The 13,904-nt window shown below is 61.8% G+C and carries 18 protein-coding genes; 6 read left to right on the plus strand and 12 right to left on the minus strand.

Annotation, left to right across the window (positions count from 1 at the left end):
• The first annotated feature begins 341 nt into the window (after nucleotides 1-341).
• Nucleotides 342-425 (plus strand): hypothetical protein, encoded by an 84-nt coding sequence (locus tag CH274_RS30010; protein WP_373453933.1) that lies wholly within the window; start codon nucleotides 342-344, stop codon nucleotides 423-425.
• Between the two features lie 84 nt (nucleotides 426-509).
• Here CH274_RS30010 and CH274_RS15265 read toward each other — a convergent pair whose 3' ends face one another.
• The 11 genes from CH274_RS15265 to CH274_RS15315 all read right to left on the minus strand — a co-directional run bounded on the left by CH274_RS15265 (nucleotide 510) and on the right by CH274_RS15315 (nucleotide 8,308).
• A complete protein-coding gene (locus CH274_RS15265; protein ID WP_143546579.1) occupies nucleotides 510-1,469 on the minus strand; it encodes a hypothetical protein in 960 nt (319 codons plus the stop codon).
• Nucleotides 1,470-1,500: 31 nt separating this feature from the next.
• The gene (locus tag CH274_RS15270; protein WP_094657927.1) at nucleotides 1,501-1,890 is read right to left on the minus strand and encodes a hypothetical protein; all 390 of its coding nucleotides are present in this window, start codon (nucleotides 1,888-1,890) and stop codon (nucleotides 1,501-1,503) included.
• A 239-nt stretch (nucleotides 1,891-2,129) separates the two neighbouring features.
• Nucleotides 2,130-2,465, minus strand: a complete 336-nt coding sequence (locus tag CH274_RS15275) for a hypothetical protein (RefSeq protein ID WP_094657928.1) — start codon at nucleotides 2,463-2,465, stop codon at nucleotides 2,130-2,132.
• A 54-nt stretch (nucleotides 2,466-2,519) separates the two neighbouring features.
• On the minus strand, nucleotides 2,520-2,798 hold the full coding sequence (locus tag CH274_RS15280) for an urea amidohydrolase (RefSeq protein ID WP_094657929.1): 279 nt from the start codon (nucleotides 2,796-2,798) through the stop codon (nucleotides 2,520-2,522).
• A complete protein-coding gene (locus CH274_RS15285) occupies nucleotides 2,795-3,328 on the minus strand; it encodes a DnaB-like helicase N-terminal domain-containing protein (protein WP_094657930.1) in 534 nt (177 codons plus the stop codon). The genes CH274_RS15280 and CH274_RS15285 overlap by 4 nt, the downstream gene beginning before the upstream one ends.
• A gap of 108 nt (nucleotides 3,329-3,436) precedes the next feature.
• The gene (locus tag CH274_RS15290; protein WP_094658056.1) at nucleotides 3,437-3,742 is read right to left on the minus strand and encodes a hypothetical protein; all 306 of its coding nucleotides are present in this window, start codon (nucleotides 3,740-3,742) and stop codon (nucleotides 3,437-3,439) included.
• 175 nt (nucleotides 3,743-3,917) lie between these two features.
• Nucleotides 3,918-4,484, minus strand: coding sequence for a hypothetical protein (locus CH274_RS15295; RefSeq protein WP_179275758.1), 567 nt, complete (start codon nucleotides 4,482-4,484; stop codon nucleotides 3,918-3,920).
• A 440-nt stretch (nucleotides 4,485-4,924) separates the two neighbouring features.
• Nucleotides 4,925-5,725, minus strand: coding sequence for a DUF2637 domain-containing protein (locus CH274_RS15300; protein ID WP_256993588.1), 801 nt, complete (start codon nucleotides 5,723-5,725; stop codon nucleotides 4,925-4,927).
• 71 nt (nucleotides 5,726-5,796) lie between these two features.
• Nucleotides 5,797-6,147 (minus strand): hypothetical protein, encoded by a 351-nt coding sequence (locus tag CH274_RS15305; protein WP_094657933.1) that lies wholly within the window; start codon nucleotides 6,145-6,147, stop codon nucleotides 5,797-5,799.
• Nucleotides 6,147-6,935, minus strand: coding sequence for a ParA family protein (locus tag CH274_RS15310; protein ID WP_094657934.1), 789 nt, complete (start codon nucleotides 6,933-6,935; stop codon nucleotides 6,147-6,149). The genes CH274_RS15305 and CH274_RS15310 overlap by 1 nt, the downstream gene beginning before the upstream one ends.
• A 1,175-nt stretch (nucleotides 6,936-8,110) precedes the next feature.
• A complete protein-coding gene (locus tag CH274_RS15315) occupies nucleotides 8,111-8,308 on the minus strand; it encodes an excisionase family DNA-binding protein (RefSeq protein ID WP_032368532.1) in 198 nt (65 codons plus the stop codon).
• A 139-nt stretch (nucleotides 8,309-8,447) separates the two neighbouring features.
• Between CH274_RS15315 and CH274_RS15320 the strand changes: the two genes are divergently transcribed.
• The 5 genes from CH274_RS15320 to CH274_RS15340 all read left to right on the plus strand — a co-directional run bounded on the left by CH274_RS15320 (nucleotide 8,448) and on the right by CH274_RS15340 (nucleotide 12,693).
• Nucleotides 8,448-9,080 (plus strand): helix-turn-helix domain-containing protein, encoded by a 633-nt coding sequence (locus CH274_RS15320; protein ID WP_094657935.1) that lies wholly within the window; start codon nucleotides 8,448-8,450, stop codon nucleotides 9,078-9,080.
• 61 nt (nucleotides 9,081-9,141) lie between these two features.
• Nucleotides 9,142-10,272, plus strand: coding sequence for a tyrosine-type recombinase/integrase (locus CH274_RS15325; RefSeq protein WP_179275759.1), 1,131 nt, complete (start codon nucleotides 9,142-9,144; stop codon nucleotides 10,270-10,272).
• A 591-nt stretch (nucleotides 10,273-10,863) separates the two neighbouring features.
• Nucleotides 10,864-11,709 (plus strand): tyrosine-type recombinase/integrase, encoded by an 846-nt coding sequence (locus CH274_RS15330; protein WP_179275760.1) that lies wholly within the window; start codon nucleotides 10,864-10,866, stop codon nucleotides 11,707-11,709.
• 15 nt (nucleotides 11,710-11,724) lie between these two features.
• The gene (locus CH274_RS15335) at nucleotides 11,725-12,234 is read left to right on the plus strand and encodes a DUF2637 domain-containing protein (protein ID WP_094657938.1); all 510 of its coding nucleotides are present in this window, start codon (nucleotides 11,725-11,727) and stop codon (nucleotides 12,232-12,234) included.
• An 18-nt stretch (nucleotides 12,235-12,252) separates the two neighbouring features.
• Nucleotides 12,253-12,693 (plus strand): hypothetical protein, encoded by a 441-nt coding sequence (locus CH274_RS15340; RefSeq protein ID WP_094657939.1) that lies wholly within the window; start codon nucleotides 12,253-12,255, stop codon nucleotides 12,691-12,693.
• Between the two features lie 81 nt (nucleotides 12,694-12,774).
• Here CH274_RS15340 and CH274_RS15345 read toward each other — a convergent pair whose 3' ends face one another.
• Nucleotides 12,775-13,878 carry an SGNH/GDSL hydrolase family protein gene (locus CH274_RS15345; RefSeq protein ID WP_094657940.1) on the minus strand — a complete coding sequence of 368 codons (1,104 nt, stop codon included), beginning with the start codon at nucleotides 13,876-13,878 and terminating at the stop codon, nucleotides 12,775-12,777.
• Between the last annotated feature and the right edge of the window lie 26 nt (nucleotides 13,879-13,904).

The following is a 13,904-nucleotide window of genomic DNA, read 5'->3' on the forward strand; positions in this document are numbered from 1 at the left end:
CGTCACTTTCGAGGGATCATAGCAGGGAGGTAGATTTCAATGGTGGACCGAGTTAAATGGTCGGCGTCAGGGATAATCTGGTGGTGTGGCGGCTCGATCGGCTCGGGCGATTACTCCCCCACCTTATTGCAGACGTTCCAAGATCTCGAGTCCGATGGTATGGGGTTTCGGTCGTTGACAGAGTAGATCGACACCACGACGTCAGGCGAGAAGTTCATCAACGCAATTTTCGGGGCACCGGCGGAGTTCGAACGCAATCTGATTCGCGAGCGCACTCAGCTCGGCCACCTGGCCGGCCGGCCGCGGTCGATTCAGACGCGAAGATCACGCAGGCCAAGCGAATGCGTAGCGGCTGCATATCGTTGGCCGATATCCGAGACGTGGTCGGTGTCTCGCTGTCAACGATGTACCGGTACCTGAAGTAGCTCAGGTGAGGGTTACTCATCTTTCGGCTGTCCAACCACCCGTTGAGCCGAGTGTCGCTGCGTTCGTTAGTCACTTCGCGCTCCTCAATCGGAGTTCAGTTCATCCCCTTCGGAATGGCGTTCGGAGATCATGCGGACAGCTCGGGCCCATCGAGCATCGAACAACCGATCGTCTTTTCGCCGATGAAATCCCCAGGTTCCGTGATATTCCCGATAGAAGAACCCCATGGCGTTGAGGTAGTGGCGTTCAACGGTCATAAGTTTTCCCACAAGCCCCTGCAGTTGGTGTGCCGAAGCAGGTGTTGCCGCGTCCGGAGCTGGGCGATACCCAGCCTGCCTATGTGACCAACCGCTTTTGAGGTAGTCCGTCCAGTCCTCCAGATACTCAGCTGGCACGCGAGGTGGTTCGACCAACGCACCACTCGTAACGGCTGCCGCAGTGTATGCCAGCTTCTTTGACGACCAGTCGTGAACGGCGGTGATGTCACCGGCGAGCTTCTCGGGGTCGTTCTTGTTAGTCTCATCGACGACTGCACTCATCACCTGCAAATTCACTTCTGTGGCGACGTCGCCCACAGAAGTCCAACCGACTTCGTCGGCGAGCGGAAAACCGTTTGCATAAAGTGCTTTTTCGACGCGGTACTCGTCTAGCGCGGTGGCAGCTAACGAATGCAGAACCTGTTCGCCCATCCAGGTGGATCGAGTGTCAGGATGACCCTCCATACGCGAGTCGATGAGCACATGGCCGGCTTCGTGAGCAAGCAAGCGGCTGAGCTGCTGGCAATCCATCGCGCTCACGGGTTCGGCGTTCACCACGATAACTTGGCGGTTGGCCGCGACGGGGATTGTTTTTGCAGCAACGATCCCGGTCCCCCGATCAGTGCCGTACGTCGCGGACCCCAAGAAAGCACGCACATCGGAAACAAAATTGTCCGAGATGACGACCTCGGCAGACTCGGGGCAGTCCATCCGCTTCAGTCCCTCGGACATGGCACCGAGCTGTTCATTCGAGTAGCCAGCTCGGTTGTCTATGCGTACACCCATCCACGAAGGATATTCGCAGCTCCAGACACTGTCACTTCGCGTTTGTGAGCTCGGGAGCTCCAGCCGTCGATTCGTAGCTGCGGTCTCTGTCGTCGTGTTCTGGTTCCAGCTCGGCCAGCTGTTGCCTATGTTCGGCCGCGTTCTTAGCGGTGGCCTTGTTCACCAGAGCGGAGTGCCTGTCGTATCGCCTTGCGACCGTGGGCGAAGTTATCCCGAGCCGGCGGCTCACGGCGGCGAAGTTTCCCTTCGTTTCTGGGTTGTTCTGGTAGAGGTAAATTATTCGCCAGACTTCTGGTTCCAGGGTTCCGAGCTGAGCGAGCGGTGCCAATAGCTCATCAATACCGTCGTACACTGTTTCCCGCTCCGCGGTTTCGCGAGACCCGGATTCGACAACAATGGCCGAGACGAGGGGTTTGGTCACGTCGATACCCCGACGAGGGGTGATCCAGGCTTGTGCTGGCACGGGCCCGGTTCCTTAGTGTGGTGGATTCACGGCGCGTTGCGCAGCTGCTTCCGACACCCCGTCACAGCTCCGGCACGTGGCCGAGCTTGCGGCGTGGGCCGAACGTTGCCTCGGCGCACGTGTCTGCACCTTTTCAGCGTCGTAGCGCTTGTGCTAAACCGCATCTGGTGTGGAACGGCCGAGCTGCAGCGTGCCTGTCAGGTCAGTAGGTCATACGCCCACTCGTATACCCAGCGAGGCAACTCGGGTGCATCGAACGGTGCGGTAGCGAAACTCGATCCGAAGCGCAATGCGCACTCGGGGATCGCATCGACGGTGCGGGAGCCGAAGGACCTGGCTGCGACAATCCACTGTCCGCGGTGATGCACTCGGATCGCGGTTGACACGGTGCACCGCCCACCGGAGTATCCGGCGGTCAGCTGGTGGCATTCCCATTCGACGTACTGATTCTGCCCGAAAAAGTGCGTCAGCGTCCCGGCGAAGGACGGCCCGTAGAGGGTCCCTCGGTCGGTGTCGATGCGGATGAAGTTCATGGTGTTGGCCTTTTCGGGTCATGGCGGCAATGCGAGGTGTTCGTTGAATGTTGCTCAGAACAGAGGAATTTGGTTGCGCGCCGCGAGACTCTCGCGGAGCTCTCGGAACTTGCCCAGAAGATCTGAGGCGACTGCCTCGGTGTAACCAATGGACCGCGCGACCTCGCTGAGCGTCTTGCCGGCTGCGAGCGCTTCAGCTATCTCACTACCGGCGTCGAGGTCCTCGACTTCGTCAGTATCTAGATGCGCGACATCGTCGGCGGCGAACCCGACAGAAGCGAGGGCAGCTCGACGCCGCTCATCGCCCGACTCTGTCTCTCCCCGCGCCGTCACTGTGCGCTGCCGCTGCGGAAGGCGTTCAGGCGGTTCGTCGCTTCACGTTGCGCCCTTCCAATTTCGACGAGCTGGTCGAACAGGAATTCTTCCGGCGCTTCCTCGGCGAGCTGCTGAATTCTGATCCCAGCGTCGAAAAAACTACGTCGGTAGCTTTCCGACAGGACCATGCCGGCGTAGTCGGTCGCCGATGCTCCGCATGCGTTCGCTGCGGTGACGTCGGTCAGTGTTCGACGCAGCCGTGCACCGCGGTGTCCGCTGGCACCCGACCGGACGAGGACGCCCAGAACACTCGCGGGGTCGTGTGGGAGGTTGTCAATGATCAGGTCCTGCACGATGCCGTACAGCTCGCGGTAGACGGGATCATGGAAATCGTTAGCCTGCAATGTCGCTGCGACGCGGGCGGCCTCGTCGGTGTCCTGCAACCACATCGTTGCGCAGATCGCCAGTGCTTCCGGCGCCGTCTCCGGATGGTCCGTCAGATCAGCGTGATCGTCGTCGGCGGGTTCGACTGCTCTCAACGGGGTCATCTGTTCACCTCGTTTCTTTTTGCGGGGTCAGTGGCGGGAGAACTGGATTCGGTACTCCGATGGCGCTGTGGTTGTCTACCGAGTTCATCGTCATTGCAGAGGTGCGGGTCAGATGTAGAGCAGGTTCGGTGGTGCGGTGCCGTCGAACTGCTCGAGGCTGTCGAGGACGGCGTTGTAGTTCCCGGGCCTGCAGGTTCCGAGTCCGATGATGAGGGCACAGGCTCCATCGAGTGTGACGAGGTAGGACGGCGGGGTTCCGTTGCCGGACGATGCGTGCTCGCGTGCGTCGAGGAGGGCGGAGCGGACGGCATCGGCGGCGGCGCGTTTCGCACCTTCGAGGCTGGGTTCTGCTCCGGTTGCGGTAAGGATTTCGGGATCGTCTTCGGGGTGTGTGGTGACTGTCCAGGTGATCATCGTTGGTTCCTTGTCGCTCGTGCCCGCCAGCTGCTTGTTGTCGAGCGTCACACGAGGTCCGGAACAAGGCGTTCGCTGCGGAGACTGATTAGGCGAGGGTGTGGATAACTGTCGTGTCGAGTCAGCCTGTGGATAAACGACGTTCGGCCCCGGGGTTGGGGCCGAACGTGTGGTATTAGACGTCGTCGAAGACATCTAGGAGTTTGGCGGGGTCGCGGCGGTAGCGGCCGCCGTCGAGAAATACTCCGACGGCAGCACGGTGAACGCGTCGGAGTTCGGCCATCAATGTGTCGTACCCGATGCGGTCGGTGATGCGCCAAGTCACAGGTCCCATGTGCAGGTCTACCCAATGGATGGTGCGACGTTGTTCGGAGCTGTAGCGGTGGTGCGGCACTGCGGTGTGTTCGGGGCTATCGAGCCACAGGACAGAGATCGCGGCGGCCCCGAATTCAGCGCCTGGTTGCGCGGGGTGAGGGGCTTGTCCATCGGCTCCGGCGAGTGCGGCCCGGACGGTGGCAAATCCGGTGATGACTGCGGATACTGTTTCGGCGCTGCGAAAGGTCATCATGACGTGACCCAGTGCGACGATCATCTGCGCTTCGTCGGTGGCTGCGCAGGTAGCGGTGATAGTGGCCTGTTGAGGTCCGGAGACCAGGACGGTTGTGTGAGTGACGATTCCGGTGGCCCGGGCGTTGTGCGCGGCGGTGGTCCGTCGTCCTGTGCTGGAAGTATTCTGCGGCATGTCGGGCTCTCTTTCTGGTTCGGGACCGGCTCCCCCGGCCCTTTCGCTCTGCCAATTTCTTTCGCCGTCATCTGGCTCGAAGGAGAGAAGGCGGCGCACTGGACCGTCGTCCTGGCCCTGATCCGGAAAGTTTTCAGCCGCAGGCGCTTTGAAAAGTTTTCGGAGCCCATCGGGCCGGAGCAACGCGGAGTCAGGGTTGGGTAAGACGGGTCAGGGTGTTGCATGCTCGATCGGAGCCAGATGTGCGAAGGAAATTGTTCTTTCTGCTGTGCGAGCGCAGCGGAGCTCTATCCGGAGACCGCCGGAGGTGGTCCCAGGGCAGCGCGTGCCTCGACGCAGACTGAGCCATCCGGGCGCGACCACCTCCCAGCCATCAACAGCCTGGGGTGATTGCGCGGGAGCGACGGAAAGCAACCAGGCTCGATGTCGCGGTAGCACTTCTATCCTGCGGATATGCGGTCACGCTCGCTGGCTGGCTTGTCACCAAACTCGGATTGCCCGTCCTGGTGGCCATCGACGATCCCTGCGGTGACTTCTTCCCACTTCCGATATCGGCGCATCGCGGTCGATGCAACGGAGCCGTCCGTTTCTCTACCGATTCGTGCCCACGACCATTCGCGGTGTGCGTGTCGAAGCCGCGCTGTCTCTTCAACTTCCGGTGCGAGGTCGTCTACTTGCAGTCGGGGCGAGTCCGCCGTGTCGACCTGTTCTCCACAGGAGCCGTCCTCGCCTTCTGGCTCATCCGCACTCAAGTTCCGGCCTTGATGGGCGAACTCAGCATCTGCCCAATCCGGTTGTCCTGTCGCAGCACTTGGAGCAAATTCCGCCCTGACGGTCCCACGGGGCGCACGAAGTATGACGGCCAGCACTTCGGTCATAGCGAGGAGCGCAATAGGTGCAATGGTGGCGATACCCGCAGAGACTACGGCCGGAAGCAAGGTCGCACTCAACACTGCATGGTACGAGTTACCCGCAATCGACGCCGATGCGGCAACACGCAAGATCGTGACGACGAAGCGACGGCCCTTGATCGTGCGGTTGTCCGTGTGATTCGACAGCGCAATGGCTGTCACTGTTGTCGAGACAATTGCGCCGTCCAACACCACTGGAATCACCCACGCCTCGCCGGGACCTATCCCAGCCATCACCGCGAGATCACGCAACACAGCGAAACTGAGCCAGAAGGACGCCCCGGCAATGCCTACTGTCAGCGCAACGGCCGTTGCGAGGGCCCACTGCAAGATCGCTGGATGGAGCGCAACGACGTCTGACGGCTTCGTTGTCAACGGGGTTGCCGCGGAGTGTGATCGGCTCATCGGATTCTCGGTCCTCGTGCGAGAGGGCCCGTTCGTTGCGGGAACGGCGCACCGTCGTTGAATCTGTTGCGCAACAACTCCAAGTAGTTTTCGATTGCCGCATTGACGAGATCCGACGGGCCCCGCGGCGCGCCGGGCGTTGCGGAGAGCGCTTCGGCTGCGTTGAGAAGATCGTCGACGGTGGACTGGTAGAGGTAATACGACCGCTTCTGTTTTGCGTTGTCCGGCGACGGTTGCGCACCGGTCTCGGCCGACGAAACGGTGTCGTGGGGCTGCCGCGAGTTCTCCGGCGGATCGACCGGGCTCGATCCGGCGAGTGCGCTCTTCATACGTTCGGGCCGGGCCATCACAGGCGTCCCTTCGTGAGCAGCGCAAGAGTGTCGCGATAGATCGTCGACAGGCTGCGAGACTGTGTGGTCCCCCAGTCGACCAGGCTGGTTTGGGCCTCCATCGAGTCTTTGATGACAACCCGTTTGGGAACGGCGTCACCGAGGATGTTGATGCTCGCGGCGATCTCGATCAATTGTTCTCGGCCGCTGATCGTCGCGATCTCGTGAAGGTTGACGATCGCACCGAGCATGTCGAGGTCCGGGTTGTAGCTGCGCTTGACTGCATCGATGGTGCGCAGCAATCGCGCGAGTCCATTGGCTGAGAACAGCGCGGACTGAGTCACCACAACGGCGGCGCGCGCAGCCACAAGCGCGTTGATAGTCAGCAGATCGAGGCTAGGTGGGCAATCGATGAGGATCACGTCGTACACGCCTCGTACGACGTCGATTGCGTCGCGAAGCCGCCGTTCCCGGCCGGCACCGGCGACGACCAATTGATCGCGGACATAGGCCAGGGACTCGTTTCCCGGTGACGTGGGTACCAGGTCTACGCCATGCCAGATGGTGGGGACGACAGCATCGGCGATGGTCGCGTTCGATGACTCGGCGAGTACGTCGGCGACACCGACATCGTCGCTCTCTAGCCCGGTTCTGGTCAGGACTGTGCTGGCGTTGCCTTGCGGATCCACGTCGATAACGAGTGCTCGCTTCCCCGCTTGTGCAACGGCGTAGGCGAGGTGAAAGACGGTGGTGGTCTTGCCCACTCCGCCCTTCTGGTTGCAGAACGCAAAGATGTCAGCGGGCATGGTGGGTCTCACTTTCCATGGATGAATGGGACGAACTGGGGGTATAGCGGGAATGGGATGTCATGCACGCCTTGGAAACGAGGGATGTGGCGTGCCCCGTAGAAGTGTTAGATGTATTGCAGGTAAGGGGCACGAGGCGTGATTCGCGTGCCATTGGCTAAATGCGCGCCATAGGGGCATGAGAAGCATTTACTACCAATACATCCCGAGTGTGAGTGACATCCCTTGTGTGCATGGGAGGTGTGACCACCGCAGGACGTATGACATCCGTCGCCAGCGAGTCATCTGAGGCACTCTTTGCGGGTAATTCAGGTATGGGACCGGCGGGCAACGCCGCCGAACCGCTAACGGGAGCGGCCTGCACCGGCGAACTTCTGCGCTGGCGTCCGAGCAGCCAAATGTGTTGCTCTGGTCTGATCTTCGGGGAATCGACGTGCACAACGGACAAGAACAAGAGAGCGGCACGGACTGAACGATCGAGGTCTGAATGATGGTTCGCCGCGCCAGGCAACTCAGTGATGTCAGCATTGCAGATGGGTCGAGAACTCAATTGGTACCTCCATAGTGGTGACGTAGGACAGACAAGGGACTTCGTTCGTTCCGTCCGGTCCGGACCCCCCATGGCCCCTGAGCCAATTTCCGCCCCCACGTTGTCCGCTCCACGCCCGATAGCCCCGCGCCTCGGTAGGCGCGCGGCTAATCGGTATCGCCACCCGTACGATGATCAGTCGAGCTGGTGGTGCCTCGGGGCCGGTCTCCGAGGATTTACAAAGGGTGCACAGGCCGGCGGCAGGCTGGTTGTTCGTCGGGCTCTGCCAGAAAACGACGCTGCAACAACGACTGCGGGCGATCTTCAACGGCACGCGGGACCCACGCAGGAGTACGGCGTGACGCAGACGATCGCGTAAACAGTGTGTACGCAGATGGATTCACCGACACATGGGTAAACCCAGCCTCCACTCATCCTCGCTTCACGTCGACAACAACTCGAAGCACAGCGAGGTCATGAGTGCGGCAAAACGCCTTGTGAGGCGCATCAGGACCGATTAGTATCCGAGGGCGAAGCTCCTTCCTGCAAGGTGGGGATTTCGAGGACGCCCTCGGCACCGGTGCTCGTAACACCGGAATTTGCCGGGGGCGTCTCTAGTTCGTACGCGTCTGCGGTGAGAGGCATGTCAGGCAACGCCCGAGCTGACGCGTGCCGCTTCCTCCAGTCCGACGATGTATTCGTCAATGGCCGTGTCGGGAATCAGTCGGCGCTTACCGACCTTGACACTGCGAATCTCACCGGCCGCAAGCTTGTTGAACAGGTTGGAGCGTCCGAGACCCGTCCGAGCCATCGCTTCCTGGACCGAATACAACCGTCGAGACATGGTGTTTCCTTTCCGCATTCTGTGTAGCAAAACCACAATCGCTTACTCGATTGAGTCCCGTCCATGTGGTTCCACCACAACGTAGCAATTCAGTAGCGTTGCCACAACACATGCGAAAAATCGGCTAGACTGCGTGCTTATGACACAGTCTTGGGCTGAACAACTAGTGGCCCGCGTCGCCGGCGAAGTTCGGCGGCTCCGAGGCAAGGAGCACTCGGCACTGTCAGCGGCGAAGCTTGCGGATCGCACCGTCGATATCGGATTCGGGATCTCGCGTTCGGTGGTCGCCGATCTGGAGACAGGGCGCAAGAAGAGCATCGATGTTCCCGAATTGCTTGTCTTGGCAGCAGCACTCGGCGTATCGCCGGCTCAACTTCTCTACCCTGACTTACCCAAAGGCCCGGTCGAGATCCTTCCTGGGCTTGAGCAAGAATCGCACGACGCTCTTCGATGGTTCAGCGGCGAAGCAGGTCTCATGAAGCCGTCGCCAGACTGGACCGAAACCAACACCGAAGAGTCGGTCGGGATGTGGGTACGTGAGCAGTTCGACCCTCGAAACGACCGTGTCGGCATCACACGCGAATGGCTCCAGTCGCTACAGACGATGCGGCGCGCGCGAGTTCAACTGCGCAACGGTTTGTCGAAGAGCGAATCAGCGGAGCACATCGAAACCATGCAAATGGCCTACGAGGATGCGCGCAGGCGGTCGGAGGACCTGTTTCACAAGATGACCGAACTAGGAATGGCGGTCGGAGACGAACTAGATGGCTAGGGACCCCTTTAAACTTGGCGAGTGGGGTCGAATCTCGACCACGACGTCGGGTGGCGTCAGCGTGGCGCGCGTTCGCATCAGAGATCAGGACGGTAAGCGACGACTGGTCGAAGCTCGTGGAAAAACCGCAGCCGAAGCGCGGCGGAAGCTTCAGGAAAAAGTTGCCAACCGCGAACCACCCCATCCTTCTCAGCGTGCTGAACTGAGCAAGACGTCCACGATGTCGGAGCTGTTCAGCTATTGGATAGCGCAGAAGGCGAAAACTGTTTCGCCGCAGACAATAACGGGCTACAGGCAAGCATGGAACGCCTACTGCGCGGCAGCTGTAGGCGAGGTCTTCATCCGTGAGATGACGGCAGGGAAGGTTGACTCTTTGATCAATTCGATCGGAGAGAGGACCATGAGTGGCGCTCGGATGTCGCGGATCGTGATGTCCGGCATGCTCGGTATCGCCGTACGGTTCGACTTCCTCAGCCACAATCCAGTTCGCGATACGCCGAGACCGACCCCAAAGAAGTCCGCGGTCCGCGCGCTGACTCCCGACGAGCTCGACGAATTGCGCGAACGCGTGCAGAACTACTCTCGCCACCAGACCGTCGACGAATATGGGGTCGTACGGCCGAAGCTCGGACAACGACCCGGTGCCGATCTCGAGGACATTCTTATGCTCCTGATCGCCACAGGTGCTCGCATCGGTGAGCTCTTGGCTTTGAAGTGGGACCAAGTCGATCTGGACTCGCCGATCCCGACCGTCACATTCAGCGCAACTCTTGTTGTTCCGCGAGCGGCCGGCGAACGCCTCTTCCGTCAGAACTTCCGAAAGGGTGATGCACCTCCGCTTACCGTGGTGCTCCCGCCGTTCGCAGTCACAGCACTCCGACGTAGGCGCGCTATGCCAACGTTTCAGAACCCGGAGAACGCGCTGTTCGTGACGGGCACCGGCAATTGGGTGTCGCCGGCGAACGTTCGGAGATCGTGGCGAGCTGCACGCGGCGACAACTTCGACTGGGTAACTCCTCACACCCTCAGAAAGACCGTGGCCACTCTGGTGAAGGAGACTTACGGGGTCGAAGCAGCTCAGGTTCAGCTGGGACACGCCAATACGAGGGTCACCGAGGCGCACTACATCCAGCGAGTGACCTTGGCCCCAGACATGAGCGACGCGCTGAACAAGTTTGCGCCTAAGGCTTAGGCCTCCCCGTGCATCGAGGTCCGGCTGAGCCGGTCGCGTGGACAGTTGGGCCTGGCCCCATCATCGGCAATTCTGGCCAGATCTCGGCAGGCGGGACCGATCCGGCTCGCCGCAACCTGGAACCGATCTGTCCTTGAAATTTCGAGACCGTAAACGGACCGCAGGCGCGAAGACGACCTTCATGGGTCGCGCGGAGCTCCTAGCAGGAACGGAACGAGCAACTCATCACTTTGCCCTCAAAGTGATGAGTAAGTGATGAGTTGGGGCGAAACCCCGCAAAAGCAAAACACCCCGCCTCCAGCTTTACGCTGGTGACGGGGTGTTTCGGTGTGCGCCATCAGGGATTCGAACCCCGGACCCGCTGGTTAAGGGACATAGCCCCTGTGACCAGCATCGGAGCGAAGCGGCGCTTTTCGATGCCCGATTCGATTCCGGCATGATCGCGGGCATGTTCGGATTGGTACAGGCGTGCAAGAACCGCGGATCGAGTTTGTGTCACTTCACAACTCAACGTCACGTTGAGGGATAGAGATGGTTACGAACAAGTCATTCCGCCCGCTATCTGTCGCGCGCCCTGTACCTATGTCCGGCATGAAGATGCTCATTGTGAATCATGTTTGGGCACAAGCGATCCTGTCGTGGGACGAGTGGTTGCGTGCGGCCGGGAAGTCGGCCGAGACGCGATACACCCGCACGTACCACCTTCGTCGACTGGCCCACGACCACCCCGACGTACATCCCTGGATGATGACGGATCAGCACATCATCAGCTGGATGGCCCGCCACGATTGGAAAGCGGAGACACGGCGCAGCTACCGATCGAGCCTGCGAGTCTTCTTCCGCTGGGCTCAAGCGCGAGGTCACATCACCGTCGACCCGGCGCACGAGCTCGAACCCGTCAAGATCCCGCGAGCTCGGCCGCGGCCGGCACCCAACGACGTCGTCGAGGACGCCCTGGACACCGTCGATCCGCGTGTGAAGCTGATGCTGCTCATGCTCGTGTTCACCGGTATCCGGCGCGGTGAATGCAGCCGACTGCACACCAATCAGATCGAGCGTGACCTGCACGGATGGCAGCTCCGAGTCATCGGCAAAGGCGGGCACGAGCGGATCATCCCCATCGATGACGAGCTCGCCGCCACCCTGCGCCTACTCCCCCGCGGCTGGTTCTTCCCCGGTCAGATCGACGGGCACTTGTCGGCCAGCTACGTCGGAAAGCTCGTCTCGCGCGCCATGGCCGACGGGTGGACGGCCCACAGCCTCCGCCATCGGTACGCCAGCCTCGTCTATTCCGTCGAACGCGACATCCGAGCAACGCAGGAGCTGCTCGGTCACGCCTCGGTGACCACTACCCAGATCTACACCTACGTCCCAGAAGACTCGCTCCGCCGGGCTGCCTCCGGAGCGGGACTCGGACTCACCCGTCACGCTGCCTGAACTCAGGAGATAACCATGACCCGACCTCGCATCACTGCCCATAACGTCGCTGTCGCTGTCGCGGTACTGGTGGCCACCGGCTCGTCCATCCTGTCCTTCACCGCGCTCGCAGACCTGGCCGCGCACAACGAGGTGCCCGCGTCGTTGGCCTGGATCGTTCCGCTGATCGTCGACGCGACAGTGCTCGGCGCAACCCTTGCTGTCGTCGCCCTGGATGAAGGCAAGGCCTTCGCCTGGTCGCTGCTCGCGCTGTCGGCCGCGCTCTCGATCTCCGGGAACGTCGCTCACGTGTGGGACTCGGGCCCGATCGCCATTGCCATCGCCGCGGTGCCGCCGATCCTGCTGCTCGCGACGACGCACCTCGTGGTGCTGCTGTCGAGAAAATCGGCGCCGGTGGCCGAGGAGCACGAGCTGTGCAAGCCGGTCCCGCTGTGGCCGGCCGATGTGAAGAATCACAAGTCGTCGGTACCCGACCTCGCGGGCAGCTGGAAGATGTCACGGGAACAGGAGAGCGCCGCTGCCTGATCTGGTACAACACCGGGCATGGGATTCGGTGACTGGGCGGACAAGCATCAGCTCGACGTGATGGTGACGGGGCACTGCCAGCTGTACGGCGACACCGTCAAGCTGGACGGGAAGTCGTACCCGGTGGCCGACGCGACCGCGACGTACGAGCCCGGGTCGACGATCGCCAGTCGGGTGACCGCGACGCGCGTCGTGGCGGGCGGGCTGCTGCTCGGTCCACTCGGTGCCGTCATCGGCGGCATGGCCAAAAAGGACATGTCGCGCATGTACGTTGCCGTGACTCTCCGCGACGGCCGGGTGATCACCTACGCCGCTCCCGCCCGCAAGGAAGAGAAGATCCGCGAGTTCATCGCGAGCGTGAATGCGGCCGGCAGGAAGTTCGGCACGCCGCAGCCGCGGAAAGCGCCAGTCGCTCTACCCGACTCGCCTGCCAGTCGGGCCGCGCGAAACCGTTCCTGAAACGCGAAAACCGCCCCACCTCGGAGATAGCGAGGTGGGGCGGTTTTCGTGCGCCGGGGGGACGCTGCGATCGATCCTAGATCAACGCGGCCACAGGACGGGGCTGATTGCGTCGGAGACCGACCGCGCTCCGGAGAGTGTGAAGTGCACGCCGTCTCCGACGAACAGTCCTTCGCCGCCCGGAGGCGTCGTGTACTGGGTGTCGACGACAAGGCTGCCGGCCGCGGTGCTCGCTGCGTTGGCGATCGCCGTTCGGTAGTCGGCCCAGGCGATCGGCGGCGTCGCGGCCGAGTAGTCGTACTCCATTGCCACGAACAGGAATTCCGAGTCCGGCGTCTGGGCGTTGACGTTGGAGGCGATGGTGACGAGGTCGGCTTCGAGCTGCGCCGCAGTGCGGCCCTGTTCCGCGTCGTTACCACCGAGCGCGATGATCACCAGATCGGGTGCGAGCGCGGCGAGCAGCTCGGGCAGGACGGTGCCGAGGCCGATGTCGGTGTACTGCGCGAAGTCCGCCGCGGGCTTGCCGGCGAATCCGAAGTTGTAGACCTCGATCCCGGTGCGGTCGTCGATGTCGTCGCCGCTGGTCTGGCGTTCCAGTACGCCGAGCACCTGGATTCCGTTCACGGCGTTGTGGACCTTCACCGATGCGATCCCCTTGGCGTCGGTGTACGAGAACACCTCGACATGGGTCGTCGGCGTGACCGTGTGGTGCACGAGCGTGTTGTCGCCGAGGGTGAGCGAGATCGTGACTGCCCCGGTGCCGTATTCGGGGTAGCCACCGAGGAAGACGTCGATCGCGTAGGTGTCACGGAGCTCCCAGGTCAGCGACTTCGTCTGTCCTGCAGTGTTGTTCTCGTTGAGCCAGACCGAGCCCGGGACGCCGTTGGTGTCGCCAGTGCGGTCTGCGGTGGTCGAGCCGTCGAACGAGGTGGGTCGGAAGTTGTAGTTCCAGTGGTCGGCGTTCGGGGTGTCGGCCTGCAGCCACAGGCTCGCACGTACTCCGGCCTTGCGCGCGAAGTCCTCGGCGAGCAGTGCCGGCCAGGTCTTGCGGACGTCGGGTACGCCGTATGCGTATCCGGCCGCGAAGCCTTCGGCCTGGGAGTCGGATAGTACGGCGATGCGGATCTCGCGTTCGTCCCGGCGGACGAGACGGTTGACCCAGTGCGGTGTGACGAGTTCGGGCATACGAGTGAACCTTTCGGGGGTGGTTG

The organism is Rhodococcus sp. 06-418-5, assembly GCF_002258285.1.
GTDB lineage: Bacteria > Actinomycetota > Actinomycetes > Mycobacteriales > Mycobacteriaceae > Rhodococcoides.

What these genes read in the sequence shown, in the direction of transcription:
- CH274_RS15285 (WP_094657930.1), bottom strand. Translation starts at nt 3,328, where the DNA reads ATGACCCCGTTGAGAGCAGTCGAACCCGCCGACGACGATCACGCTGAT.
- CH274_RS15290 (WP_094658056.1), bottom strand. Translation starts at nt 3,742, where the DNA reads ATGATCACCTGGACAGTCACCACACACCCCGAAGACGATCCCGAAATC.
- CH274_RS15345 (WP_094657940.1), bottom strand. Translation starts at nt 13,878, where the DNA reads ATGCCCGAACTCGTCACACCGCACTGGGTCAACCGTCTCGTCCGCCGG.
- CH274_RS15295 (WP_179275758.1), bottom strand. Translation starts at nt 4,484, where the DNA reads ATGCCGCAGAATACTTCCAGCACAGGACGACGGACCACCGCCGCGCAC.
- CH274_RS15340 (WP_094657939.1), top strand. Translation starts at nt 12,253, where the DNA reads ATGGGATTCGGTGACTGGGCGGACAAGCATCAGCTCGACGTGATGGTG.
- CH274_RS15275 (WP_094657928.1), bottom strand. Translation starts at nt 2,465, where the DNA reads ATGAACTTCATCCGCATCGACACCGACCGAGGGACCCTCTACGGGCCG.
- CH274_RS15265 (WP_143546579.1), bottom strand. Translation starts at nt 1,469, where the DNA reads ATGGGTGTACGCATAGACAACCGAGCTGGCTACTCGAATGAACAGCTC.
- CH274_RS15310 (WP_094657934.1), bottom strand. Translation starts at nt 6,935, where the DNA reads ATGCCCGCTGACATCTTTGCGTTCTGCAACCAGAAGGGCGGAGTGGGC.
- CH274_RS15315 (WP_032368532.1), bottom strand. Translation starts at nt 8,308, where the DNA reads ATGTCTCGACGGTTGTATTCGGTCCAGGAAGCGATGGCTCGGACGGGT.
- CH274_RS15335 (WP_094657938.1), top strand. Translation starts at nt 11,725, where the DNA reads ATGACCCGACCTCGCATCACTGCCCATAACGTCGCTGTCGCTGTCGCG.
- CH274_RS15330 (WP_179275760.1), top strand. Translation starts at nt 10,864, where the DNA reads ATGAAGATGCTCATTGTGAATCATGTTTGGGCACAAGCGATCCTGTCG.
- CH274_RS15305 (WP_094657933.1), bottom strand. Translation starts at nt 6,147, where the DNA reads ATGGCCCGGCCCGAACGTATGAAGAGCGCACTCGCCGGATCGAGCCCG.
- CH274_RS15320 (WP_094657935.1), top strand. Translation starts at nt 8,448, where the DNA reads ATGACACAGTCTTGGGCTGAACAACTAGTGGCCCGCGTCGCCGGCGAA.
- CH274_RS30010 (WP_373453933.1), top strand. Translation starts at nt 342, where the DNA reads ATGCGTAGCGGCTGCATATCGTTGGCCGATATCCGAGACGTGGTCGGT.